The sequence below is a fragment of the Burkholderia arboris genome, from assembly GCF_902499125.1.
Classification (GTDB): domain Bacteria; phylum Pseudomonadota; class Gammaproteobacteria; order Burkholderiales; family Burkholderiaceae; genus Burkholderia; species Burkholderia arboris.
This window is the reverse complement of record NZ_CABVPX010000009.1, coordinates 65,026-89,363: the sequence shown is the minus strand read 5'-3', so window position 1 is coordinate 89,363 and position 24,338 is coordinate 65,026. Positions and strand designations below refer to the sequence as shown.

The 24,338-nt window shown below is 67.2% G+C and carries 25 protein-coding genes; 14 read left to right on the top strand and 11 right to left on the bottom strand.

What is annotated here, in order from left to right; all coding sequences use genetic code 11:
• Positions 1 to 9: 9 nt before the first annotated feature.
• Together BLA15945_RS13355 and BLA15945_RS13350 are read right to left on the bottom strand one after the other, a co-directional pair.
• The gene (locus BLA15945_RS13355) at positions 10 to 1,152 is read right to left on the bottom strand and encodes a branched-chain amino acid ABC transporter substrate-binding protein (protein WP_174992591.1); all 1,143 of its coding nucleotides are present in this window, start codon (positions 1,150 to 1,152) and stop codon (positions 10 to 12) included.
• Between the two features lie 69 nt (positions 1,153 to 1,221).
• A complete protein-coding gene (locus BLA15945_RS13350; RefSeq protein WP_059237926.1) occupies positions 1,222 to 2,259 on the bottom strand; it encodes a histone deacetylase family protein in 1,038 nt (345 codons plus the stop codon).
• 129 nt (positions 2,260 to 2,388) lie between these two features.
• Here BLA15945_RS13350 and BLA15945_RS13345 point away from each other — a divergent pair, with 129 nt between their 5' ends.
• The 5 genes from BLA15945_RS13345 to dbpA all read left to right on the top strand — a co-directional run bounded on the left by BLA15945_RS13345 (position 2,389) and on the right by dbpA (position 7,356).
• Entirely contained in the window at positions 2,389 to 2,877 is a 489-nt protein-coding gene (locus tag BLA15945_RS13345) for an Lrp/AsnC family transcriptional regulator (RefSeq protein ID WP_059237927.1), read from the top strand.
• Between the two features lie 69 nt (positions 2,878 to 2,946).
• Positions 2,947 to 3,252 (top strand): hypothetical protein, encoded by a 306-nt coding sequence (locus tag BLA15945_RS13340; RefSeq protein ID WP_059240848.1) that lies wholly within the window; start codon positions 2,947 to 2,949, stop codon positions 3,250 to 3,252.
• A 538-nt stretch (positions 3,253 to 3,790) separates the two neighbouring features.
• Complete coding sequence (mqo, locus tag BLA15945_RS13335) at positions 3,791 to 5,434, top strand: malate dehydrogenase (quinone) (RefSeq protein WP_407045100.1); 1,644 nt, start codon at positions 3,791 to 3,793, stop codon at positions 5,432 to 5,434.
• Positions 5,435 to 5,764: 330 nt separating this feature from the next.
• Positions 5,765 to 5,962: a hypothetical protein gene (locus BLA15945_RS13330; protein ID WP_059237929.1), complete on the top strand. Its 198-nt coding sequence runs from the start codon at positions 5,765 to 5,767 to the stop codon at positions 5,960 to 5,962.
• Positions 5,959 to 7,356, top strand: coding sequence for an ATP-dependent RNA helicase DbpA (gene dbpA, locus BLA15945_RS13325; RefSeq protein ID WP_059237930.1), 1,398 nt, complete (start codon positions 5,959 to 5,961; stop codon positions 7,354 to 7,356). The genes BLA15945_RS13330 and dbpA overlap by 4 nt, the downstream gene beginning before the upstream one ends.
• A 46-nt stretch (positions 7,357 to 7,402) precedes the next feature.
• Here dbpA and BLA15945_RS13320 read toward each other — a convergent pair whose 3' ends face one another.
• Complete coding sequence (locus BLA15945_RS13320) at positions 7,403 to 8,227, bottom strand: phosphate/phosphite/phosphonate ABC transporter substrate-binding protein (RefSeq protein WP_174992589.1); 825 nt, start codon at positions 8,225 to 8,227, stop codon at positions 7,403 to 7,405.
• A gap of 244 nt (positions 8,228 to 8,471) precedes the next feature.
• Here BLA15945_RS13320 and BLA15945_RS13315 point away from each other — a divergent pair, with 244 nt between their 5' ends.
• Both BLA15945_RS13315 and BLA15945_RS13310 read left to right on the top strand, forming a co-directional pair.
• Positions 8,472 to 9,497: a fatty acid desaturase gene (locus BLA15945_RS13315; RefSeq protein ID WP_174992588.1), complete on the top strand. Its 1,026-nt coding sequence runs from the start codon at positions 8,472 to 8,474 to the stop codon at positions 9,495 to 9,497.
• Between the two features lie 185 nt (positions 9,498 to 9,682).
• Entirely contained in the window at positions 9,683 to 10,885 is a 1,203-nt protein-coding gene (locus BLA15945_RS13310) for a benzoate/H(+) symporter BenE family transporter (RefSeq protein WP_174992587.1), read from the top strand.
• A 23-nt stretch (positions 10,886 to 10,908) separates the two neighbouring features.
• Here BLA15945_RS13310 and BLA15945_RS13305 read toward each other — a convergent pair whose 3' ends face one another.
• Positions 10,909 to 11,796, bottom strand: coding sequence for an NAD(P)H-binding protein (locus BLA15945_RS13305; protein ID WP_174992586.1), 888 nt, complete (start codon positions 11,794 to 11,796; stop codon positions 10,909 to 10,911).
• 136 nt (positions 11,797 to 11,932) lie between these two features.
• Complete coding sequence (locus BLA15945_RS13300) at positions 11,933 to 12,856, bottom strand: AraC family transcriptional regulator (RefSeq protein ID WP_174992585.1); 924 nt, start codon at positions 12,854 to 12,856, stop codon at positions 11,933 to 11,935.
• Positions 12,857 to 13,048: 192 nt separating this feature from the next.
• Between BLA15945_RS13300 and BLA15945_RS13295 the strand changes: the two genes are divergently transcribed.
• Entirely contained in the window at positions 13,049 to 13,246 is a 198-nt protein-coding gene (locus tag BLA15945_RS13295; RefSeq protein ID WP_174992584.1) for a hypothetical protein, read from the top strand.
• Between the two features lie 21 nt (positions 13,247 to 13,267).
• On the opposite strand, the gene BLA15945_RS13290 is transcribed toward BLA15945_RS13295, so the two are convergent.
• Positions 13,268 to 14,221 carry a LysR family transcriptional regulator gene (locus tag BLA15945_RS13290; RefSeq protein ID WP_059237937.1) on the bottom strand — a complete coding sequence of 318 codons (954 nt, stop codon included), beginning with the start codon at positions 14,219 to 14,221 and terminating at the stop codon, positions 13,268 to 13,270.
• Between the two features lie 100 nt (positions 14,222 to 14,321).
• Between BLA15945_RS13290 and BLA15945_RS13285 the strand changes: the two genes are divergently transcribed.
• The 3 genes from BLA15945_RS13285 to BLA15945_RS13275 all read left to right on the top strand — a co-directional run bounded on the left by BLA15945_RS13285 (position 14,322) and on the right by BLA15945_RS13275 (position 18,244).
• Entirely contained in the window at positions 14,322 to 15,680 is a 1,359-nt protein-coding gene (locus BLA15945_RS13285) for an NAD(P)/FAD-dependent oxidoreductase (RefSeq protein WP_174992583.1), read from the top strand.
• A 324-nt stretch (positions 15,681 to 16,004) separates the two neighbouring features.
• Positions 16,005 to 16,439 (top strand): HAD family hydrolase, encoded by a 435-nt coding sequence (locus tag BLA15945_RS13280; RefSeq protein ID WP_059237939.1) that lies wholly within the window; start codon positions 16,005 to 16,007, stop codon positions 16,437 to 16,439.
• Positions 16,440 to 16,618: 179 nt separating this feature from the next.
• Positions 16,619 to 18,244 (top strand): histidine-type phosphatase, encoded by a 1,626-nt coding sequence (locus tag BLA15945_RS13275; RefSeq protein ID WP_174992582.1) that lies wholly within the window; start codon positions 16,619 to 16,621, stop codon positions 18,242 to 18,244.
• Between the two features lie 24 nt (positions 18,245 to 18,268).
• Here BLA15945_RS13275 and BLA15945_RS13270 read toward each other — a convergent pair whose 3' ends face one another.
• Together BLA15945_RS13270 and BLA15945_RS13265 are read right to left on the bottom strand one after the other, a co-directional pair.
• A complete protein-coding gene (locus tag BLA15945_RS13270; protein WP_059237941.1) occupies positions 18,269 to 18,949 on the bottom strand; it encodes an alanyl-tRNA editing protein in 681 nt (226 codons plus the stop codon).
• 36 nt (positions 18,950 to 18,985) lie between these two features.
• Positions 18,986 to 20,005 carry a sterol desaturase family protein gene (locus BLA15945_RS13265; protein WP_174992675.1) on the bottom strand — a complete coding sequence of 340 codons (1,020 nt, stop codon included), beginning with the start codon at positions 20,003 to 20,005 and terminating at the stop codon, positions 18,986 to 18,988.
• A gap of 94 nt (positions 20,006 to 20,099) precedes the next feature.
• Here BLA15945_RS13265 and BLA15945_RS13260 point away from each other — a divergent pair, with 94 nt between their 5' ends.
• Both BLA15945_RS13260 and BLA15945_RS13255 read left to right on the top strand, forming a co-directional pair.
• Positions 20,100 to 21,146, top strand: a complete 1,047-nt coding sequence (locus tag BLA15945_RS13260; protein ID WP_174992581.1) for an AraC family transcriptional regulator — start codon at positions 20,100 to 20,102, stop codon at positions 21,144 to 21,146.
• Positions 21,147 to 21,229: 83 nt separating this feature from the next.
• Positions 21,230 to 21,517, top strand: a complete 288-nt coding sequence (locus BLA15945_RS13255) for a hypothetical protein (RefSeq protein ID WP_059237945.1) — start codon at positions 21,230 to 21,232, stop codon at positions 21,515 to 21,517.
• Between the two features lie 45 nt (positions 21,518 to 21,562).
• On the opposite strand, the gene BLA15945_RS13250 is transcribed toward BLA15945_RS13255, so the two are convergent.
• Together BLA15945_RS13250 and BLA15945_RS13245 are read right to left on the bottom strand one after the other, a co-directional pair.
• On the bottom strand, positions 21,563 to 21,859 hold the full coding sequence (locus tag BLA15945_RS13250) for a hypothetical protein (protein ID WP_059240850.1): 297 nt from the start codon (positions 21,857 to 21,859) through the stop codon (positions 21,563 to 21,565).
• 167 nt (positions 21,860 to 22,026) lie between these two features.
• Complete coding sequence (locus tag BLA15945_RS13245; RefSeq protein ID WP_174992543.1) at positions 22,027 to 22,362, bottom strand: hypothetical protein; 336 nt, start codon at positions 22,360 to 22,362, stop codon at positions 22,027 to 22,029.
• Between BLA15945_RS13245 and BLA15945_RS13240 the strand changes: the two genes are divergently transcribed.
• The gene (locus tag BLA15945_RS13240; protein WP_174992580.1) at positions 22,319 to 23,923 is read left to right on the top strand and encodes an EAL domain-containing protein; all 1,605 of its coding nucleotides are present in this window, start codon (positions 22,319 to 22,321) and stop codon (positions 23,921 to 23,923) included. The two genes, BLA15945_RS13245 and BLA15945_RS13240, sit on opposite strands and share 44 nt — an antisense overlap.
• Positions 23,924 to 23,941: 18 nt before the next feature.
• Here BLA15945_RS13240 and BLA15945_RS13235 read toward each other — a convergent pair whose 3' ends face one another.
• Positions 23,942 to 24,313 (bottom strand): SH3 domain-containing protein, encoded by a 372-nt coding sequence (locus BLA15945_RS13235; RefSeq protein WP_059240852.1) that lies wholly within the window; start codon positions 24,311 to 24,313, stop codon positions 23,942 to 23,944.
• Positions 24,314 to 24,338: the final 25 nt, after the last annotated feature.

Below are 24,338 nucleotides of genomic sequence, written 5' to 3'. Positions count from 1 at the left end.
CGTGCCGCGTTACATCTTGACGATATCGAGCAGCGCCTTCTTGCCGCTCTTGTACGTGAATACCGAAATCGCGCCGTGCTTCAGGTCGCCCTGCGGCGTGAAGCTCGTTTCGCCGATCACGCCGCGATAGTCGGTGGCCGGCATCGCGGCCAGCACCTTCGTCGGATCCGTCGAATTCGCGCGCTTCATCGCGTCGACGATGATGTACACCGCGTCGTACGAGAACGGCGCATACACCTGCATCGGCTGGTGGTAGCGCGCTTCGTAGCGCTTCGCGAACGCCGCGCCGCCCGGCATCTTCTCGAGCGCGATGCCGGCCTCGGAGCACACGACGTTGTCCGACGCCGGGCCCGCGAGCTTCGGCAGGTCGGTCGAGCACACGCCGTCGCCGGCGAGGATCTTCGCGCGCATGCCGAGCTGGCGCGCCTGCTTCGCGAGCGGCCCGCCCGTCGCGTCCATCCCGCCGTACATGATCGCGTCCGGGTTCTCGCCCTTGATCTTCGTGAGGATCGCGCGGAAATCGATCGCCTTGTCGTTGGTCGCGTCGCGCGACACGACCTTCATCCCGGCCGACTTCGCAGCCTTCTCGAACTCGGTCGCCAGGCCCTGCCCGTATGCGGTCGAGTCATCGACCACGGCAACCGTCTTGATGCCCATGTTCTTCGCCGCATACATCGCGAGCGCCGGCCCCTGCTGCGCATCGGTCGCGACGACGCGATACGTCGTCTTGAAGCCCTGCTGCGTGTACGTCGGGTTGGTCGCGGCCTGCGAGATCTGCACGACGCCGCCGTCGCGATACACGCGCGACGCGGGGATCGACGTGCCCGAGTTGTGATGGCCGACGACGCCGATGACCTTGTCGTCGACGAGCCGCTGCGCGACCTGCGTCGCGGTGCGCGGATCGCCCGCGTCGTCCTGCGCGTCAAGTTGCAGCGTGACCTTCTTGCCGCCGATCACGAGCCCCTTTGCGTTGATTTCCTCGACCGCGAGCCGCGCGCCGTTCTCGCTGTCCTTGCCGAGGTGCGCGATCGCGCCGGTCAGCGGTGCGACGTGCCCGATGCGCACGATGTCGTCCGCGTGCGCGGCCCCTGCGGACAGCGCGCACGTCAGTGCGGCCGCGGTGGCGAGTGCCGTCTTGTGATGTCGATTCATGGTTGTCTCCGTCCTTGTCGCGCTTCGTTCGTGTTCAGATCCGTCGTTCGTCGAAGTCATGCCGCACGCTCACGCGCGCCCTTCGAATCCCAGCAATACGTTCACTGCGTTGATGCCGATCTCGTCGACCATGTAGCCGCCTTCCATCACGAACAGCGTCGGCAGGTTCAGGCGCGCGAGCGCTTCGCCGATCCGCAGGTAGTCGGGCGAACGCAGCTTGAAATGGCTGATCGGGTCGTGCTCGAACGTGTCGACACCGAGCGACACGACCAGCAGATCGGGCGTGTGCTTCGCGATCGCGGCAGCGGCCTGGCCGAGCGCGGCCGAATACGTGTCCCACTGCGTGCCCTTCGGCAGCGGCAGGTTCAGGTTGAAGCCTTCGCCGGCCCCCGCGCCGCGCTCGTCCGCATAGCCGGAGAAGTACGGGTACGACACCGGCGGCTCGCCGTGCAGCGACGCGAACAGAACATCGGAACGCTCGTAGAAGATGTCCTGCGTGCCGTTGCCGTGGTGGAAATCGACGTCGAGCACCGCGACGCGCGCCGCGCCGCTTGCAATGCCGTGCTGCGCGGCGATCGCCGCATTGTTCAGGTAGCAATAGCCGCCCATGTACTCGCGGCCCGCGTGGTGGCCGGGCGGGCGGCACAGCGCGAACGCCGCGCGCGCGCCGCCGCCGGACAGCAGGTCGGCGCCCGTGAGCGCCGAGTTCGCGCTCGCGCTCACCGCGTCCCACGTGCCTGCGTTGATCGGCGCGCCGGCGTCCATCGCGAAGAAGCCGAGCTTGCCATCGATGAAGCCGGGCAGCGTCGTCGACGCCGGCATCGCACGCACCGGCCACACGAGCGGCAGCGCCTGGCAGGTGCGGCCGGTCGCCGTCCATTCGTCCCATGCGCCGGCAAGGAAATCGACGTAGCGCGCGCTGTGCGCGCCGGCATAGCTCGCGCGGTCGAACGCGCGCGGCGCGATCACGTCGCCGAGGCCGGCCGCGCGGACCTGCGCCAGCACCGTTTCGGCACGAAGGGGGTTTTCGAACGACTCGGTAATCGCGCCGTCCTTCAATTCGACGCCGCGATGCAGGTGGTGATCGCTGCTGTAGACCGTAAGCATGGTTGACCGTTGCCGTGATGACGAGGGGAAAGGGGTGGCAACAGTCTATTGACGCCAGCTGGCAATAGCTTTGCTTTTCGCCTCTTCGTTTCGTACAATTTTGAGAAATCTGCCTACGGAACTCCGGATATGAGCAAAAATCGCGCTTCAGTTGAACTGGACGGCGTAGACCGCGCGATGCTCCGCCTGCTGCAGGAAGATGGCGCGCTGTCGAACGCGACGCTCGGCGAGAAGCTGTCGCTCAGCGTCACGCCCTGCTGGCGCCGCCGCAAACGGCTCGAGGACGAGCACGTGATCACCGGTTACCAGGCGAACCTCGACCGGCGCGCGCTCGGCATGAACGTGTTCGCGTTCGTGCAGGTCACGTTCAACATGCACTCGGATCAGGATTCGGATCACTTCGAGGAGGTGATGCGGCGTCACGACGAGGTCACGTCGTGCCACAAGATCACGGGCGCGGCCGACTACATCCTGCAGGTCGTCGCGGCCGATCTCGACGCGTATGCGGAATTCGTCGAGCGCGTGCTGAGAAAGCAGGCCGGCGTGTCGTCGATCCAGTCGAGCCTCGCGTTGCGCGAGGTGAAGTTCTCGTCGCGCGTGCCGGTGCCGGATGCGTGACCGTTCATGCTGTTATGCGCCCGCGCACGGGCATCCGCAGTCGATCGTCATCCCATGGAGCGCTACCCGATGAAACGTTACCTTCCCTCCGCGTCGTTTGCCGCCGCGATCGCCTGCGCATTCGCATTGAGCGCCTGTGCGGCGCAATCGTCCGCACCGGCCAATGCGCCGGCGCCGGCCGATACCGCCGCGCAAGCAGCCCCGCCGATGGTCGGCGGCGATCGCGATGCACACGGCTGCATCGGCTCGGCCGGCTATGCGTGGTGCGAACGCACGCAACAATGCGAGCGTCCGTGGGAACTCGCGAAGGCGCATGGTTTCGCGAATTCGGCGCAGGTCTACGAGCAGTTCTGCCGGAACGGCGGAGCGAAGTGAAGTGATCTGATGTGGACGGGTCGCGGTGCAACGCCGCGACCCGATGAAGTATCGGCGTGGTGCACGGCATGCCCATCCCGCGCATTTCACCCCTCCGACCCCGCCCGTTTTCCCGCTTCGCGCACCGTCGTTCCGGAAATCCGGACACACAAAAAACCCCACAAAAACAGGGACATTCGTCGTCTGCGACACGTTGTCCGAGTTCGGTTATATTACGCGCCCCTTGCCACCCGCCCCCGCAAAAACGCGTCGCGCGCGGCCTCTTTCCATGCAGCCTGAAGCGCCGTCCGCTCAGGCTTGCCACGAGGGCCCGGGCGCGTTGCGCACCCTCGCGACGCAGGCAGTTGCCTGCCCGCGGGAAGCCGATCCGAAGGTGTCCTTCCGAACGGCTTCGCGTGCGCAAATGCAACGGCGCGCAGCGTCGATCCGGAATTCCGGATTCGCGGTCCGGATCTCCGGATCCGCGTGCCGGTGCGATGGAACTGCGCGCCGGGCGGCATGGCAAACCGATGCATCCAAGTTGAAAAAGGGATCTGCTGTGATCAAAACGTTACGGGTAATACTGGCGGCGCTCGCGCTGTGCGTCGCGACATCGTCCGCGCATGCCGCCGATACGAAGAAGGTCGACGTCCTGCTGGTGGGCGGCGGCATCATGAGCTCGACGCTCGGCGTCTGGCTGCACGAGCTCCAGCCCGACTGGTCGATGACGATGGTCGAACGCCTCGACGGCGTCGCGCTGGAAAGCTCGAACGGCTGGAACAACGCCGGCACCGGCCACTCGGCGCTCGCCGAACTGAACTACACGCCGGAGAAGGCGGACGGCAAGATCGACATCTCGAAGGCGATCGAGATCAACGAATCGTTCCAGATCTCCCGCCAGTTCTGGGCCTGGCAGGTCAAGCAGGGCGTGCTGAAGAACCCGCACTCGTTCATCAACTCGACGCCGCACATGAGCTTCGTGTGGGGCGACGACAACGTCCGCTTCCTGAAGAAGCGCTACGAAGCGCTGCAGGCAAGCCCGCTGTTCCGCGGGATGCAGTATTCGGAAGACTACGACCAGATCAAGCAGTGGGTGCCGCTGATGATGGAAGGCCGCGACCGCAACCAGAAGGTCGCGGCGACGTGGACGCCGATCGGCACCGACGTGAACTTCGGCGAGATCACGCGCCAGTTCGTCGGCTACCTGAAGACGCAGCCGAATTTCACGCTGTCGCTGTCGAGCGAAGTGCGCGAGATCACGCGCAATGCCGACGGCACGTGGCACGTGTCGTGGGTCAAGCTGCACTCGGATGAACCGCCTCAATCCGTCGACGCGAAGTTCGTCTTCATCGGCGCGGGCGGCGGTGCGCTGCACCTGCTGCAGGCGTCGGGCATCCCCGAAGCGAAGGACTACGGCGCGTTCCCGGTCGGCGGCTCGTTCCTCGTGACCGACAACCCCGATGTCGTGAAGCAGCACCTCGCGAAGGCGTACGGCAAGGCATCGGTCGGCTCGCCGCCGATGTCGGTGCCGCACCTCGACACGCGGATCATCGACGGCAAGAAGATCATCCTGTTCGGGCCGTTCGCGACGTTCTCGACCAAGTTCCTGAAGAACGGTTCGTACTTCGACCTCGCGAAGAGCACCAACCTGCACAACGTCGCGCCGATGATGCGCGTGGGCGTCGACGAATTCCCGCTGGTCCAGTACCTCGCCGGCCAGCTGATGCTGTCCGACGACGACCGCTTCAACGCGCTGAAGGAATACTTCCCGAACGCGAAGAAGGAAGACTGGCGCCTGTGGCAGGCCGGCCAGCGCGTGCAGATCATCAAGCGCGACCCGGTCAAGGGCGGCGCGCTGAAGCTCGGCACCGAAATCGTCGCGTCGCAGGACGGCAGCATCGCGGGCCTGCTCGGCGCGTCGCCGGGCGCATCGACGGCCGCGCCGATCATGCTGAACCTGATGAAGAAGGTGTTCAAGGACAAGGTCGCGACGCCCGAGTGGCAGCAGAAGATCCGCCAGATCGTGCCGAGCTACGGCACGAAGCTGAACGACAGCCCGGCGAAGGTCGTCGAGGAATGGACCTACACGAGCGACGTGCTGCAACTGTCGCCGCCGCCGAAGATCGACGTCAGCGTGTCGTCGCAGCCGGCCGGCAACGCGCCGGCCCGCCCGGCGAAGGCGTCGGCCGACATGGCGCTGTAACGCGTCCGGCCCCGTTTCATCGCACTGCACGGCCGCCCCACGGGGTGGCCGTTTTTCATCGTGGATGCGCGCGGTGCGGCGTGCGCCGTCTGCCGGGACCCTCGACGATCGTGCCGCGGCCGGGCCGTCCGCTGCCGATAGCCGGCTGCCCGCCCCCCGCATCCGCTAGAATTGCGGCACGCGCGACCCTGTCGCCGCCCGATCCATCATCCGCATCGACGCCACCCAAGCGACGCCGGTGCGGCCCGCGCCCAAGCCGCGCGAGCGCCGCCCGCCGTTGCCGCGCCCGCCCGGGGTGCGCCATCAACCGAATTCAGCTGGAGAAAGACCGTGTTTACCTGCCGAAACCAGAGCTGCGGCACGCAGTGGGAGCAGTCCGACGTCGTCATCAAGGACGAAGGCCAGGGGCTGCTGTTCCGCTGCCCGCTGTGCGGCGCGCGCAACTATCTCGAACGCTTCGAGGGCGACGACGGCACCGTCGTCTACGAACAGATGGAAGGCAAGCCTTACCTCGGAGACCTCGAATGACCCAGCCGACCGCCACGCCCTTCAGCGCGCTGTCGTTGACGCCCGCCACGCTCGCGAACCTCGCGCAGCTCGGCTATGTCGACATGACGCCGATCCAGGCCGCGAGCCTGCCGGTCGCGCTGGCCGGCCAGGACCTGATCGCGCAGGCGAAGACGGGCAGCGGCAAGACCGCCGCGTTCTCGCTCGCGCTGCTGGCACGCCTCGACACGCGCAGCTTCGACGTGCAGGCGATGATCCTGTGCCCGACGCGTGAGCTCGCCGACCAGGTCGCGCAGGAAGTGCGCCGCCTCGCGCGCGCCGAGGAAAACGTGAAGGTGCTGACGCTGTGCGGCGGCACGCCGATGCGCCCGCAGGCGCAGAGCCTCGAGCACGGTGCGCACATCGTCGTCGGCACGCCGGGCCGCATCATGGATCACCTCGATCGCGGCAACCTGAAGCTCGACGCGCTGAACACGCTCGTGCTCGACGAGGCCGACCGGATGCTCGACATGGGTTTCTTCGACGACATCGCGAAGGTCGCGCGGATGTGCCCGACGACGCGCCAGACGCTGCTGTTCTCCGCGACCTATCCGGACGGCATTGCGAAGCTGAGCCAGCAGTTCCTGCGTAACCCGAAGGAAATCAAGCTCCAGGAGCGTCACGACGACAGCAAGATCCGCCAGCGCTTCTATGAAGTGACCGAGGACGAGCGGCTGCATGCGGTCGGCCAGTTGCTGAACCACTACCGGCCGGTGAGCACGATCGCGTTCTGCAACACGAAGCAGCAGTGCCGCGACCTGCTCGACGTTCTGCATGCGCAGGGCTTCCACGCGCTCGCGCTGCACGGCGAGCTCGACCAGCGCGAGCGCGACCAGGTGCTGATCCAGTTCGCGAACCGCAGCTGCTCGGTGCTGGTCGCGACCGACGTCGCCGCGCGCGGGCTCGACATCGCGCAGCTCGAAGCGGTGATCAACGTCGACGTGACGCCCGATCCCGAAGTGCACGTGCACCGCATCGGCCGCACGGGCCGCGCGGATCAGGACGGCTGGGCGCTGAGCCTCGCGAGCATGGACGAGATGGGCCGCGTCGGCGGGATCGAGCAGGCGCAGAAGCGGGAAGTCGAATGGCATCCGCTCGCGGAACTGAAGCCGGCGGACGACAGCGTGCTGCTGCCGCCGATGGAAACGCTGCAGATTCTCGGCGGGCGCAAGGACAAGATCCGCCCGGGCGACGTGCTCGGCGCGCTGACCGGCGACGCCGGGTTCGACGGCAAGCAGATCGGCAAGATCAACGTGACCGAGTTCTCGACCTATGTCGCGATCGAGCGCGGCGTCGCGCACGACGCGCTGCGCAAGCTCAATGCCGGGAAGATCAAGGGCAAGCGGGTCAAGGTCCGCTTGATGGACGAGGAATGACAGTACGCGGCGCGAACGGCCGCAGCGTTGCGCGCCGGCCCTTGCATCAGGCCAGTTCGGGATAGCCGTGCGCGGCCGCATCCTGCGCGAACCGCGCAATCGTGTCGTAGTCGGCGGGTGACAGCCGTTCGAATCCCGTCAGCCGCAGCACGCGCGCGCGTTCCGCATCGGCCGCGGCCGCGCGGTCGAGCGCATCCTGCAATGCACCGATCTGCGTTTCCGGCAGCACGCGCGATGCGATGAGCGGCAATCCCGGCGCAGAGGCCGTCGTGCCGATGATTCGAATGTCCTTCAGCAGCTCGGGCAATGCGTCGCGCACATAAGCGAACGTCACGCAGTCGATCGACGCGCAATCGGCTTCACCCGAGGCCAGCGCACGCAGCACGTTCACGTGCGAGCCGAACGGCGTGACCGATCCGAAGAACCGTCCGTCATGCGCATGCGGCGCGACTGCGTGCCGGAACGCGTTCATCCCGCTGTGCGAATCCTCGCCGTTGAAGGCGGCGCGCAGCCCCCGGCATGCGGCGAGCGTCGTCGCGCCGCCCGCATGCACGCGCGCCGACACGACCAGCACGCTGCGGTAGCGCGCCCCGTCGCAGCCGTCCACGTCGAAAGCGGGCGTCGCGATCAATCGCACGGCGTCGCGCAAGCCGAGCATCCGGTACGGGTAGCCGCAGGTCTGCGACAGCAACAGATCGTCGCGCCGCCACAGCGCGTGCAGGTCGTCGAACGGCGCATCGGGCAGCGCGACGCCGGCCGCACCGCCCGCGCTCGCGAACGCATCGAGCGCGTCACGCAACAGCGCACGCCACAAGGCGGCGTGGCGCGGCGTCACGTTGTACATCGGCAGTACTGCGATCCAAGAGTTCATGCGGGCATTCTACGCATCGGCGGCGGCCCCGATGCTTATCGGCCGCACGACGATAAGCAAATGCGAATCGATTGGTTGGCCAGGCGGCCGCCGCCGGGTACCGTTCGAAGGCCTGCCGGCGCCGCCATCGTGCGCGATGCCGGGCAGGCCGACCGTGATCCGCGAGACACTTGCGCACCCGGGCCGAGCGCACCGGTTCTACCGCTCGTTCCCCGCCCTGCCCGATCCATCCCGCCTCAACGCCATGGCCGAATACTTCGACGTCGATCATGCGCGCGCAATTGCCGCGCTCGACGCCCGCTTCACTGCCCGCACCGAGTGGCCGACCTGGCTGCTGGTCGCCGTGATCTACGGCGGCTGGCTCGCCGTGCTGCTGCTCGTGCGCGACGGGCACCTGTCGCTCGCGGCCGCGACGCCGCTGCTGATCCTGCTCGGCGCATGGCACATGTCGCTGCAGCACGAACTGCTGCACGGACATCCGACACGCTCCGCCCTCGTGAACAAGCTGCTCGGCTATCCGCCGCTGACGGTCTGGTATCCGTACACGCTGTATCGCGACACGCACCTCGACCATCATCGCGACGAAGACCTGACCGTGCCGGGCGTCGATCCCGAAACGAACTACGTGACGCGCGAACGCTGGGCGCGGCTGCCGCGCTGGCGCCGGGCGCTCACGGTCGCGCGCAAGACTTTCATCGGACGAATCGTCGTCGGGCCGCCACTCTCCGTCGTGGCGACGGTCGCCGATGCGCTCGCCGCGTTCCGGCGCGGCGACTTCCGTTATCTGCCGATGTGGGCGACGCATGCCGCCTGCGTGGCCGCGCTGCTCGCGTGGCTGCAATGGGCGATCGGCGTGCCGTGGTGGTACTACCTGCTGGCCGTCACGTGGCCCGCGCTGTCGCTCGCGATGATCCGCTCGCTGTACGAGCACCGCGCCGCGCGGCATCCGAAGGCGCGCATCACGATCAACGAGGCCGGCTTCGCGATGCGGTTGCTGTACCTGAACAACAACTACCACCTGGTTCATCACGACCTGCCGAAGCTGCCGTGGTACGACCTGCCGCGCGCGTACCGGATGCGGCGCGACGCGTATGCGCGGAAATGCGGCGGCTTCGTGATCCGCGGCGGCTATCGCGCGTTGCTCGCGCGCCATGCGTGGACGCCGACCGATCCGCCCGTGCATCCGTTCGACGAAGGCACGGCGTCGCTGTCGACCGGAAGCGGGGTGAAGGTAGCGGTGGTCGACAAGGTGCTGCAGATCAGTACGTGACGCCCGGCGGGGCCATCGATCCGCCCGCATCGGCGCAAATCCTTACGAAACGCCGACAACGCCAAGCTTCGCCGGCGAATTGCCAATTGCGCCGGCAATGTCCAGAATGACGGCTCATCCGGGGCTTCCAACAATCATTCGCCCCGGCTCTGCCTCACGGCCGCGCGCCGCACTCCCCGACGACGATGCAACCGAACTCCCCGCCCGGCGCGATCCGCACGATCGGCAACGACTGGTCCGTTTCCGCGATCACCGCAGGCTTTCTCGCGGTCCTGATTTCCTACGCGGGCCCGCTCGCGATCTTCTTCCAGGCGTCGCAGGCCGCGCACGTATCCAACGAAATGGTGTCGTCGTGGGTCTGGGCGATCTCGATCGGCGCGGGCGTATCGGGCCTGTTCGCGAGCTGGAAGATGAAGGTGCCGATCATCACCGCGTGGTCGGCGCCCGGCACCGCGCTGCTCGTCGGCCTGTTTCCGCAACTGACGCTCAACCAGGCCGTCGGCGCGTACATCACCGCTGCACTCATCATCCTGGTGATCGGCGTGACCGGCTATTTCGACCGGCTCGTGCGCCACATTCCGCGCGGCATCGCGTGCGGGATGATGGCCGGCATCCTGCTGCCGTTCGGCATGCATGCGTTCTCCGCCGCGTCGGATCAGCCCGTGCTCGCATTCGGCATGATCGCGGCCTACGTGATCTTCAGGCGCCTGCTGCCGCGCTACAGCATCGTGCTCGTGCTGCTGACGGGCGCCGCGCTCGCGACGCTGCTCGGGATGACGCATCTGGGCAACGTGTCGCCGAGCATCGCGCGGCCGATCTTCATCGCGCCCGAATGGACGCTCGGCACGACGCTCAGCCTCGCGCTGCCGCTCGTCGTCGTGAGCCTCACCGGCCAGTTCCTGCCGGGGATGACGATCCTGCGCGTGTCCGGCTATCACACACCCGCGCGCCCGATCATCACCGCGACCAGCGTGATGTCGCTCGCGGTCGCGTGCTTCGGCGGGATCACGATCGTCGTTGCCGCGATCACCGCGGCGCTCTGCACCGGCAAGGACGCGCACGAGGATCCGGACCGGCGCTACATCGCCGGCCTCGCGAACGGCGCGTTCTACCTGATCGGCGGGCTGTTCGCGGGCACGATCGTCACGGTGTTCTTCGCGTTGCCGAAGGCATTCGTCGCGATCCTCGCGGGGCTCGCGCTGATCGGTGCGATCAGCGCGAACGTGCACGGGATCTTCGACGACGAGAACCACCGCGAAGCGTCGGTGATCACGTTCCTCGCAACCGCGTCGGGGATGACGTGGCTCGGGCTCGGCTCCGCGTTCTGGGGGATCGTGATCGGGTCGCTGTCGTATGCGGTGCTGAACAAGGTGCGGCGCGCGGCGTGATGCGCGCCGCGCGGCCGCTTCGGTCAGCGCGCGTGCTGGCGCACCAGTTGCGCAAGCGCGTCCGCCGGCGACGTCGTCCCGTAAGCGCGCTCCGACGCGCCTGCCTCGACATCGATCTGCCCGGCGTTGTGCACGTCGTACAGATCGACGATCAGTTGCGCATGGCGTTCGCTGAGCCCGGCGCGCAGCAGCGTCGCATTCCACGTGTCGCGCGGCAGCTCGTGCGCGACGATCGCGCGGCCGGCCGCCGCGCCGAGCGTATCCGCGATGGCCGTCACGCTCACCCGCCGCGGCCCTTCGACGCTGACGATGCGCGGCCCGCTGCCGCCTTCCGGTGCATCCAGCAGCAGCCGCGCCGCGACGACGCCCACATCGGGCGCCCACACCGTCGGAAAGACCTTGCCGACCGGATGGTGGAAGCTCGGCAGCACGCCGGCGCCCAGCGCGACCGGCAGGACGCGCGCCCAGTTCTGCAGATGCTCGGCCGACCGCAGCAACGTCAGTTGCGTCGGAATCGTCTTCAGCCGTTCCTCGAAATGATGAAACAGCCGGGTGATGCCGGTATTGCCATCGCGCTCCGCGCCGTAGTCCGACAGCGCGAGCAGCGCCGGCGGCGGGTTCGCGGCGAGCGCGGCGGTCGCCACGTCGATCGTCCGCGTCATCGTCGCGGCCGGATCCGGGTCGGCAACCGGCACCGGACACAGTATCTGCACGGCCTGCGCGCCGTCGATCGCCGCGGCGATCGCGTTCGGGTCCGTCAGTTCCGCGATCGCGACATCGCAGCCGAGTTGTACGAAGCGGTCACGATGACGTGCGTCGTGCAACACCGCGCGCACGGCATGGCCTGCGTTGCGCAAGGTCGTCACGGTCGACAGGCCGACGTTGCCTGATGCTCCAAAGATCACGAACACGGTTCGCTCCTGGGGGATGAAGGTGCTGTGATTGTCGGGTTGCGCGGCCGGCGCGGCGCGCAGGGAGGGATGAATCGAGCAGGAAAGGATGACGCGATGCAAAGGTCCGCACGGATCGTGCCATCCGCCCGTCCAGCTATCGACGCGCAGGCTTCGCGCCGTCCTCGCCGTCATAAGCAAGCCGCAACCCGCCCCGCGCCCCCGACCGCGCAATCTCCGTCGGCGTCGCACCGAGCACGCGGTTCATCCAGTTCGCCATGTGGCTCTGGTGCGCAAACCCCGCTTCCAGCGCGATCTGGCTGATGCTGAGCCGGCCTTCGAGCAGCAGCGCCTTCGCGCGCTCCACCCGGCGCCGCACGACGTACTGGTGCACGGGCATCCCGAGCGTTTCGCGGAACAACACCTTGAAATGCGGCACGCTGATCGACACGAGCGCCGCGAGCTCGGCCAGCGTCATGCGCCGGTCGAGATTCGCTTCGACATAGTCGATTACGCGCGCGGCCGCTTTCGGCGCAAGCGTGCGCCGGCGTTCGCGGAACGCCGGCTGGCCGTCGACCAGCCGCGCGACGAGCGCCGTGCACAGACTTTCCGCATAGAGCGGATCCGACGCGTCTTCCGCTTCGAGTTCGGCGGCCATCGCCCATGCGATGTGCTGCAGGCGCGGATCGCGCACCTGCAGCCGGCGCCGGATCTGTGCCTGCGACGGCTTCAGCTCGAGCTGTTCGACCGTGCGCCGCACGAACGTGTCGCTGAGCGCGATGTGCAGGATCCGGCAGTCGGCGCTGTCGGTCCACTGGCCGGGCAGGCCGGCCGGAATCACGTCGACGTCGCCGTGCGCCTGGATGCGCGACACACGTTCGCCGTCACACACGCAATCCGCACGAACCGGCGAGCCGATATGCACGCCGATCCGGTGATGCTCGGCCGCCGGAATCCGGTACGTGCCCGCGCGGATCTCCAGCAGCGACGCGCCAAAGCCCTGCCAGCCCAGCCCGCGGCTGGAGCGCAGGCTGACCGGGACGCCGTTGTCCGTCGGCGCGGCAAGAATCGGATCGCTCATCGCTTGTCTCCACCAGATCGGGTGCCGAACGCGCATTGTGACGCGTTTCGAGCCGGCGTGCCGGGACTGCGCGCCTGCCGCGACGTCGAGCAGAAAAAGATCATCCGTTTCTGCTCCGGATGATCCTTGCGTGCGCGCCGGCGGGCGCCGCGACGCTTACGATCGCCTCATCCGACACCTACGGAGCCCGTCATGCCCCATTCCTGCCCGCTGCGCGCGACTTCAATCGCGCTCGCGCCTTCCACCCCCACCCACCGCGCATCCGGCCCCGACGCCCGCCACGACCGGACTTCCGTCGCCGCGTGGTGCCTGCGCCGCATCGGCTGGTACCGGCTCGAACGGCTGCTGGCGTCGATTCCCGACAGCAACGACGACTTCGGGCTCGTCTGACCGGCCGGTCGACGTATCCGCCTATTTGCGCCGCCGCTCGTGCGGCGCCACCGTCGCACCGTCGATCACCGGCGCGCCCTGCTTGATCAGGAAGTCGCGGAACAGCCCCGTCACCTGCGAGATCCGCCGGTCGGCGAGCGTGACCACATACCATTCGCGCTCGATCGGGTTGCCGGGGAACGGCAGTTGCCCGAGCAGTCCCGTACGCAGTTCGAGCGCACACGCGTGCAACGACAGAAACGCGATGCCGAGCCCGGCTTCGGCCATCTGCTTGATGGCCTCGTTGCTCGACAGTTCGGAGCCCACATGGAACCGGTAGCCCGCGTTCTTGAACAGGCTTTCGACGGTCGAGCGCGTGCCCGCGCCGCGTTCGCGCACGAGCAGGTGCGCGGATTCCAGATCCTTCAGCGCGACGCGCTTGCGCTGCATCAGCGGATGGCCGGGCGCCGCGACGAACACCATCGGATGTTTCGCGAACTCGACCGCATGCGTGCGCAGCTCCTTCGGCGCACTCCCCATCACCGCGAGATCGATTTCATGCGTTGCGAGCATGCGGATGATGTCGTCGCGGTTGCCGACCTTGAAATAGGTCTTCACGTGGGGGCGCGTCGCGGTGAATTTGACGAGCAGCGGCGGGATCAGGTACTCGGCCGTCGTGATCGCGCCGATCCGCAGCGTGCCGCCGAGGTCGCCCGTCAGCGCGGCCACTTCGTCGCCGGCCTCGCTCCACAGATGCAGGATCTCGCGCGCATAGCGCGCCACGATCTCGCCGGCCGCGGTCAGCTGCACGCCGCGCCCCACCCGCTGCAGCAACGCGGCGCCCACGGCCTCCTCGAGCAGGCGAACCTGCAGCGACACGGCCGGCTGCGTCAGGTTCAGCTCCTCGGCCGCGCGCGACACGCTGCCGAGCCGCGCGATCATGTCCAGCGCCTTCAGCTGCCGGAACGTCGCGGTCTTTCCTATAAGTGAATACATATGAGTCGCTTATAAACATTAAATTGTTCGAGTGGGTTCCAAACTATATCGTCGGTTCTTGAGCAATGTCATCCGAATCGTCATTCAGCGGGAGCCCAACATGGACAACACCACGCCCACCCTTGCAACGGACCGCGCACCGCGCCTGCCGCGCATCGTGATCGTCGGCGGCGGCGCCGGCGGCCTGCAGCTCGCCACGCGTCTCGGCGACACGATCGGACGTCGCGGCCAGGCCGACATCGTGCTCGTCGACCGCTATCCGACGCACTTCTGGAAGCCGCTGCTGCACGAAGCCGCATCGGGCCATCGCGATCCGGCGTCCCACACGATCGAATACGCGGCGCAGGCGAAGCGCCACGGCTTCCGCTTCGTGCAGGGCGCGCTGCAGCAGGTCGACCGCGCGGCCCGCACCGCGACGATCGCGGCCGTGCACGACGCGGACGGCACCGAAATCCTGCCGCAACGCGAACTCGGTTATGACGACCTCGTGCTCGCGGTCGGCAGCGTGACGAACTTCTTCAACGTACCGGGTGCGGCTCGCCACGCGCTGCCGCTCGAAAACCTCGACCAGGCCGAGGATTTCCGCCGCAAGTTCCTCGCGGCCTGCACGAAGGCGAATCACGTGGCCGAGCAGCAACCGGCGCGGCGCGCGGCGCCGATCTGCATCAACGTGATCGGCGCGGGCGCGACGGGCGTCGAGCTGGCCGCCGCGCTGCGGCACGCGGTCCAGCAACTGACGACGTACCGCTTCAAGGCACTGGTGTCGGCACGCGACGTGCACATCCGGCTGATCGAAGGCGGCCCGCGCATCCTGCCGGCACTCGACGAACGACTGTCCGGAAAGATGCACGCGCAGCTGCGCGCGCTGAACGTCGACGTGCTGACCGATACGCGCGTGGCGGAAGTCGGCGCGGATGCCGTGACGACTGCAACCGGCGAACGGCTCGCGAGCGACATCACGATCTGGGCGGCCGGCGTGGCTGGCCCCGCGATGCTGCGCGACATCGGCGACATCGCGCTCAACCGCTCGAACCAGGTGATCGTGACCGGCACGTTGCAGACGCCCGACGATCCGCACGTGTATGCGTTCGGCGACTGCGCCGCGTGCCCTTCGACCGGCGCGAGCGGATTCCTGCCGCCGCGTGCGCAGGTCGCGCACCAGCAGGCCGTGTATCTGGTCAACGCATTCGCGCGGCGCATCGCCGGCAAGCCGGTGGCCGGCTTCACGTTCCACGATGCGGGCACCGTCGTGTCGCTCGGGCAGGCGGGCGCCGTGTACCAGGCGGACATCGGCGTGCGGTCGCGCTCGCTGATCGTCGACGGGCTGGCGGCGATCGGGCTGTACAAGTTCCTGTATCGCAAGCACCTGTTCAGCGTGGTCGGCGTGAAGCGCGCGCTGTTCCAGTCGCTGAGCCACTGGCTGCAAAGCCGCAACCAGCCGTCGATCAAGCTGCACTGAGCGACGATTCGCACGCGGCATCGCATGACGGCATATCGGGCGGCCATCGCTCGATATGCCGTTTTTTTATATGCATATAACGGTTGCATCCACAACGTGCGCGAATTTGGTGCATCACATCGAGAGCCGTCGATGCGACGCAATTCGCGCGGAACATCCCGCACGACACGCATCCCGCGCCCGCTCTGGCTCGCCACCCCATTCATTAGTCAAATAGTATAGGTCTGACAAAAATATTAATTGGTCGCGTTTTCCGGATCGACGCTAAGGTGTGTGGCATTCCCGTCGGCGAACGGATCATCACGTCTCTGAAGAGGAATCACCGTGGTTATCGAAGCCATCGTCACCCGTCTCGACGCAGCATTCGCGCAGATCGAAGCAACACCGGATTCGCGGGAATCGCGCCATCAGCGCGACGCGATCATCCAGTGGCTCGACCGTGCATCGGAAGAAGGATATCGACTCGGTCTCGTCACGACGCTGCCGGCCGCACGGCTCAGCGACATGTTCGAAGGCCAGTTCGGCCGCGCGAACCTCGACCGCTTCTCGGTCGTCGTCACCGACGCCAATCAACAGGACTCCGGATCAAATCAGCATCCGTTCGAGATCGCGCTGCAGGCGCTCGGCGTGCCGCCCGAACGCGCGGTCGCCATCGCGAGCAGCGAACCGGAACGCCGCGAAGCCGAGCATTTCGGCCTGTCGCGCTGCGTGAACATCACCGACACCGTGCGCTCGATCGCATCGGCCGGCCTGCACTGAACGCCGGCACTCGGGCCGGCGGCGGCCGGCCAGCATCGATCCGGCGGCAATCCGACGATTGCCCGACCGTATCCTGACATTATGCTGTCAAAGTTGCTTGCAACACTTCCGGGCTTGACCGACCTCTCCCGGAGACGGGACGACGCGAACCCGCATCGTCCCGCCCGCTGCTCGCCACGATGACACGCCCGACCCGCACCGCCGCCGCCCTCGCGATTGCCTGCCTGATGCTCGCCGCCTGCGGCGGGGATGACTCGCCCCCGCCCGCCACGTCGGCCGACAACAGCGGCGCGACACCCGCACCGCAGCCGCAACCCCAGCCCAAGCCGACACCGGCGCCCGCGACCTACTACCAGACGAAGACGCCGTATCGGCCACTGCAGGACGCCGCGACGTACGAAGCGCCGCCCGCCGGCTACGCGCCCGTCTATACCGGGCTCGTCGCGCGCCACGGCTCGCGCGGGCTGTCGGGCTTCAAGTACGACGGCGCGATCTACGCGATGCTGGTCAAGGCCGAGGCCGACGGCGCGCTGACCGCGCTCGGCACGCAGCTCAAGGCCGACACGTACGCGATGATGAAGGCCAATGCGCTGCTCGGTTACGGCGTGCAGGGCATCTCGACACCCGGGTACGGCAACCTCACGCAAACCGGGATCCGCGAACACCAGCAACTCGCCACGCGTCTCGCGCAGCGGCTGCCCGCGCTGTTTGCAGCGGGCAACCGGCAGGTCGTCGTGGTCAACTCGGGCCAGGATCGCGCGGTCGACAGCTCGACGTATTTCTCCGCGGCACTCGTCGCCGCGCAGCCGGCGCTGGCGCCGGCCATCACGCTGCCGGCTGCGCCGTCCGGCTATCCGGCGAACGCACCCGCCGTGCAACCGGCCGGCACCCACCGCTTCCTGCTGTACTTCCACTCGCTGAAGCCGGCCACCGATCTCGTCACCGATACGAGCGATCCGTACTACGCGACCTATCAGGCGAGCCAGACGTACCAGGCCTATGCGAACGACACGACGGTGGCCGCGAAGCTGAAGGCGATCAAGGCTGCGCCGCAGGCGGCCGACGTCGCGCAAACGGTGTTGTCCGCGCTCGTGTCGCCGGCGTTCATCGCGAAGCTCGGCACCGACGGCTACACGTTCGCGAACACGGGGACCTATGCGTTCACGTCGACGGACGGCAAGTTCACCAACACGCTGAAGGGCGACGGCAAGACGAAAATCGCGACGGCCGTCGATGCGGCCAACGTACTGTACAACCTGCTGCAGGTCGCGCCCGCGATGACGGCGGAGACCGGTGGCGTCACGTTGGAGAAATACATCGGCGCGGAGCAGGCGCAGTATCTTGCATACCTGCAGGATGCCGAGGATTACTACCAGAAGGGGCCCGGTATCCAGGAGGCGAACCCCGTGACGTACCGGATGGCGAAGGTGCTGCAGGACGATTTCTTCGGCGAAGTCGACGCGATCGCGCGCGGCGACCTGACACGCGCCGCGAAGCTGCGCTTCACGCATGCGGAGATCGTGATTCCGTTCGCATCGGTCATGAACCTGAAGAACGTGTTCGTGCCGACGCCGCAGGCGCAGACCTACACGTATGCGAACAATCCGTGGCGCGGTGACCAGGTGTCGCCGATGGCCGCGAACATGCAGTGGGATGTCTACCGCAACGGATCGCGGCTCATCGTGAAGATGCTGTACAACGAGCGCGAGACGGATTTCCAGGCCGCGTGCGACGGCGCGAAGATCGCGCCGGGCAGCCACTTCTACGACTACGCCGGGTTGAAGCAGTGTTACGGGTATCGGTGACGCGCAGGTGAAGCGCGGTGCGGGTCACGCGAGCCGCACCGCCGCATGCCCGTCCGCCACCTGCGGCTCGAGCAGCATCACCTCGATCCGCTCCTTGCCCTTCCCGGTGTTCTTCCGCTTGAGCGTCAGCATCCCGATCTCGCCGGTCGTCGCCGGATGCGTGCCGCCGCACGCCATCGTCGCAAAGCCATCGACCGTCCAGAACCGGCGCTGCGCATCGACATCGCTGAAGTCGGTCACGATGCGCAGGTCGCGCTTCGACAGGTCGGCCGCGGCCGATTCGATCTCCGGAAACAACGGCGACAGGCTCGTGTCGCTCGCGAAGTCGATGCGCGCCTTGTCCTGCGCGATATGCGCGCCGATGCGCTCGATACCGGGCCTGAGCCGGTAGACCAGTTGCAACACCATTTCGGCCGCGAAGTGCAGGCGCATCAACCGGTACCGGCGCGCCCAGTCGATGCGCCAGGTCACATGATCTCCGATCCGCAGTGCGTGGTCATGCGGGAGCGTATAGACGATGTCGAGGCCCCGCTTCTCGGCCTGGATGACCGGATAGTCGCCCAGCGCCCCCGCGTCGCTTTCCTGCCCGCCCGAAAACGCGAAAAAGATGGTCGCGTCCACCTGCACGCGATCGCCGTCGACGTGCGTGACGACGGTATCCAGCGTGGTCCGGTAGGGATCGTCCCAGAATACTTTCCTTGTCATCGCCCGCCACGCCTTCCGCCGAAGAAAACACCGAGCCTAGCCCGGGCGCGTCCCGGTGGCTTGTACGATCTTGCGCCCGGATGCGGCAGCCTCTTCCACGGGGGCGGCGTGCGGAATCGCCACGCCCGCCTCCTCCCCCTTCCGCTCGACGCTCCACGTATGGATCGGCCGATGCCCCGGCCGCTCCCACTCGGGCGGCATCCACAGATGTTTCAATCGCTGCAGCACCGGCCCGGGTGCGCACACGTCGCGCCACATGTCGACGAACTCGTGCACGTTCAGCACCAGGAAGTTGTACGAAATAATCTGTTGCGTGATCCCGTAGTCGACCGGTTCCGTTTCCTCCACGTACGTGCCGAACATGCGATCGAAAATGATCAGCACGCCGCCGTAGTTCCTGTCGATATAACGCGGATTACGGCCATGATGCGCGCGATGGTTCGACGGCGTGTCGAACACGTACTCGAACCAGCGCGGCAGCCGCCCGACCGCTTCGGTATGCACGAAGTACTGGTACGCGAGATCGACCGCGAGCAGGAACAGCACGACGGCGGGCGGGATGCCGAGCCACACCGGCGGCAGGTAGAACACGAACACGCCGACGAACGCGTTCAACAGCGACTGCCGCATCGCGGTCGTGAAGTTCATCACTTCGCCGCTGTGATGCGGCACGTGCGCGGCCCAGAACCAGCGTACGCGGTGCGACGTGCGATGAAACCAGTAATAGCAGAACTCCACGAGGACGAAGATCGGCACGATCGTGAAGCCGTTCACCGGCACGTCGAACAGCCGGTGCCGGTAGACCCACCCAAAGATCGCGCCCGTGAACAGCAGCCCCATCACGGTCTCGGCCACCTGATAGCCGGCACCGAGCGACAGGTTCGCGACGATCTCCTTCCAGCGAAACGGCTCGCGGCGGCCGCGCCCGGTCATCACCGCGTATTCGATCGCGAACGCGATCAGGAACACCGGCGTCATGCCGATCAGCAGCACCTGCTTCCAGTCCACGTCGTTACCCAGGAACGCATGGAGCCACGTCATCAATTCGGTCGGCATGTCGGCAGCCTCGATCGGGAACTGCCGGGCAGTATGGTCGCGCACGGGTCGCCCCGCGTTGACACTTGCCGACGATTACTTGACACTTTCCGCCATGCCCGCCGCCTCCCCGCTCTCGACCCAGCGCGTCTACTATTCGAGCACCTACGTACGGCTGCTGTTCGACTATCTGTCCGCGCAGGGCCAGGATGCGGCGCACGTGCTCGGCGAGGCGCGGCCGCCCGAGGACGACCGCGGGCTGACGCTGTATGCGAGCGCGCACTGGCGAAGCCTGCTCGAACGCGCGGTCCGCGCGCTCGACGATCCGCTGCTCGGCCTGCACGTCGGCCAGCGGATCACGCCCGCGCATCTCGGCGCGCTCGGCTATGCGCTGCATGCGTGCCGCGACGCCGGCGCCGCGCTCGCGCGCTGGCAGCAATACGAACACCTGATCGCGAACGTCGCGCGCATGGAAGTGCGCGTCGAGGCGGCATCGGTCGCGATCGAATGGCACGATGCGCCCGAACCGCTCGGCCCGCTCGTCGACGAAGTGGCGCTGACCGCGATCGTCCAGTTTGCACGGAACATCACCGGCACACGCAACGGGCCCGACGAAGTCTGCTTCGTGCACCCGTCACCCGGCGACGAACAACCGTATCTCGACTACTTCGGCTGCCCGGTGCGCTTCGGCCAGCCGGTGAACCGGCTCGCGTTCCCGTTGCGCCTGCTCACGCAGCCGTTGCAACAGCCGGACGACGCGCTGCGGCAGATGATGGAACGCCAGGCGAGCGCGCTGCTCGCCGAGCTGCGGCAGACCGATGACCTGGAACAGTCGGTGCGCGAAGCCGTCGCGCGCCTGCTGACGCAGGGCGAAGCGAGCATCGAGCAGATCGCGTCGGATCTGCATGTGTCGTCGCGCACGCTGCATCGCCGGCTGGCCGACCTCGGGCTGAACTTCCGGATCCTGCGCGAGGACACGCGGCGGCGGCTCGCGATCGACCACCTGAACGATCCGCGGCTGACGCTGGCGGAAGTCGCCTGGCTGCTCGGCTATTCGGAGCACAGCGCGTTTACGCGGGCATTTCGGCGCTGGACCGGGGAATCGCCGCAGCAGTGGCGCAGCCGGCAGCCGGTGCGGGCGGCCAGCGTCGCGCGCGGCTGAGCGGACGAACGCGCGACGCGGCCGCACCGCCGCCGAACTCGCGTGCGCCCGCACGGTCGAACGAGCATCGCCGGAGAATCTTCATGAAACGCGTTGCCATTGCCGCTGTCCTGACCCTGCTCGCCGCCGTCAGCGTGCCGGCCATCGCCGGTGCGCCGGTTCCGGCTCAAACGCATGGGAAAAATTGCGTGCCGTCGCGGGACGCCGCGCAGCCCGCCGGCGCGCCATCGAAGGCCCCGCCGATCCGCGTATGCGTCGGCGATTCCGATACGCAACTGAACCTGCCGTGGTTCGTGACCGACGTCCTCACCGCAGTGGATACGCATCAATCACCCGGCGACCTGTTGCACAAGATGCGCAACGATTTCTGAATCGCGGCCGACGCCACGCGCCGGCACTGCATCGCTTATCCCTTGTCAGGCCACGTCGGGCCGCTTCAGCACCTCGATGAACGTGCCGACGATGCCGGCCCACATCGCGGGGTCGGCAATGCGCGCCAGCAGCCCCCGCAGTTCCTGTCGTTCTCCTTTCGACAGCACGCCGTCCTCGCCGCTGATCGTGTCGTAGCGCGGCGTACCGCGCGACACGAGCGCGCGATCGAGCGAATAGTTGCGGACCTGCCCGTCCACCGAAATCCGGATCCACAGCGAGCCGCCGTCCGCGGCGGCTGCGCCATCGGTCACGATGACCGTGGGCGCGGGTTTGTCTTCCATCATCGCGACGCTCCGGCATGATGTGCGGCCGTCCCGCGGCGACCGTCCGTGCGCCGGCGGCAGGCCATCGAACACGGCGTCGCTCGTGGAAATGTTTCTTTTTGAGACACAATCACAAAACTGCACCAATTTTTAGACAACAATATTTCGTAATACCTCGGCTCATCTTATACTTGCCGCGCACCATCCTCGTGCCAAGAGACGGTGTTTTTTGTCCCGGCTGCACCCTCGTGCGGCCGGGGCTTTTTTCGGTACGCTGCGCCGATATACATGCTTGATGAACGCATGTTATTGAGGAATGCTGCCAGATGAAGGACCGATCGCGAGCAGGCTGCCGCCATGCCCGCCGCGCCGGCCGGATCGACCGGCGTCCCGAATCCGGCGCGCGAGCCGCACGGCCCGAACCAGGCATGCGGCATGCGCGCCGTTTGCGCGTCGACCGGTTCGACTTGCCACGCCATGCGTACAACACCAAAGGCAACCGCGGGAATGTCGGCGCTCACGCCAGGCTCGAAGCCAGTTTTCTACCGCAGCGGCGCGTGGCCGCGTGTTGTCTTTTTCGTCGCCGTCATCGTTTGCGTGCTCGTGCCCGCATTCGCCATCGCACTGGCCGATCGCTACGCACGCGAGGCCGTCACCACACATGAGCGCGTCGTCGCGAACGACATCGCGGCGTCGGTGGACCGCATCCTGGACAGTGCTCGCCTGCGACATGCGGACGAACTGACCGCACTCGTCGGACGGCCCTGCTCGACGGTGTTCCGGACGCTGGCCGAAGTGGGTACTCGCCTGCGCTACCTGCGCGCGGTCGCGCTGGTACACAACGGCCGCGTCACCTGCTCGTCGGCGCTCGGTGCGATCGACCTCCCGCTCGACGCGTATACACGCGAGCCCGCACCGGGATCGATGGCCGTCACGCTGCTGCGCCAGACGCCGTTTCAGCGCGGCATTCCGGTGGTGTCCATGTTCCGGGCCACCGCGAGCGGCGCAGGCATCCTGTACCTGATCGAGGGCGACTACGTGGCCGACGCGCTCGCGCACGGCGCGGGCAACGGCGCGAAAGCCGCCACGCTGTCGATCGCGGGCTCGGGCCGTCTCGATCAGCACGGCAAGTTCGCGCCGGAAGCGGACGCGGCCCCCGCAGGCGGCAGCACGATTGCATCGCACCGCTGGCCCTTCACGGTGTCGGTCACGGCATCGGCGCGCTACGCCTCACAGGTCCGGCGCCACTACCGGCTGATCTGCGCGACGATCGTGCTGCTGGCGGACGGCCTCGTGATGGCCGCCTACCTGCTGGCGATGGCGCCGCGGCGGCTGTTGTTGAAAGCCGTGCGCCAGGCGCTCAGGCGCAACGAATTCCATGTCGTGTACCAGCCGATCGTCGACGTGCAGACGCGCAGGACGGTCGGCGTCGAGGCGCTGCTGCGCTGGCACCATCCGAAGTGGGGGGCCATCAGCCCGGCCGTGTTCATCCCGCAGGTGGAATCGAGCGCGGTGCTGCCGAAGATCACCGAATTCGTACTGAGCACGGCCGTGTCCGAACTGACCGCGCTGACGCCGTCCGTGCCGCTGCGCATCGCCGTGAACGTTGCGCCGAAGGATCTCGAGCGCGCGAAGTTCGTCTCCATCGTCGAGGAAGCGATCCACGCGCTGCCGCCCGGCTTTACGCTGGTGCTCGAAATCACCGAGCGCATCCTGCTCGAGAAGAACGCGCGAACCACCGAGATCTTCCAGGCGCTGCGGTCGAAGGGCGCGAAGTTCGCGATCGACGATTTCGGCACGCATCACAGCAATCTCGACATGCTGTCGCGCTTTCCGTTCGACTACGTGAAGATCGATCGCCAGTTCGTCGCGCAACTGAACGACGGCGGCGCGGGGCTGATCGAGGGGATCGCGGCCGTCGCGCATCATTACGACCTGAAGATCATCGCGGAAGGCGTAGAGACGGAAGCGCAGCACCGCGCGCTGCATGCGGTCGGGATCCAGTATGCGCAGGGCTACCTGTATCAGCGGCCGCTGCGCGCGGCGCACCTGCAGCGCGACTTCGCGTGGGCGTCGGCATAGGGGCGTTGCCGCCGGCGGCTACTGCGCGCCGTACTGCCCGTCGAGGTGCACGCGGCCCTGCTCGACCCAGCCTTCGAAGTCGTCGCCGGTCTTGCCGTTCACGTACATGATGTTGTACCAGCGCCCGTGCGGCTTGTAGACGGTCACCGAATCGCCGGGGACGATGAAGGTCCGCTTCGTCATGCACTGTGCGTCAGGCGCCGAGTAGAAGTACGCGCGCCCCGCGCCGACGACCCTGCCGGACGCCGGCGGCCGGAAGTTGTCGTCCGGGCCGCTCGCGGCCGCGTTGAGTTGCCCGCAATCCACCGCGCTTTTTGCCTGCGCGCCGTTCGCCGCCAGGCTCGCGCCGAGCACCAGCATCGCGATGCCCATGCGCATCGTCATTTTCATCTGCATGATCCGTTCTTTACGTCGT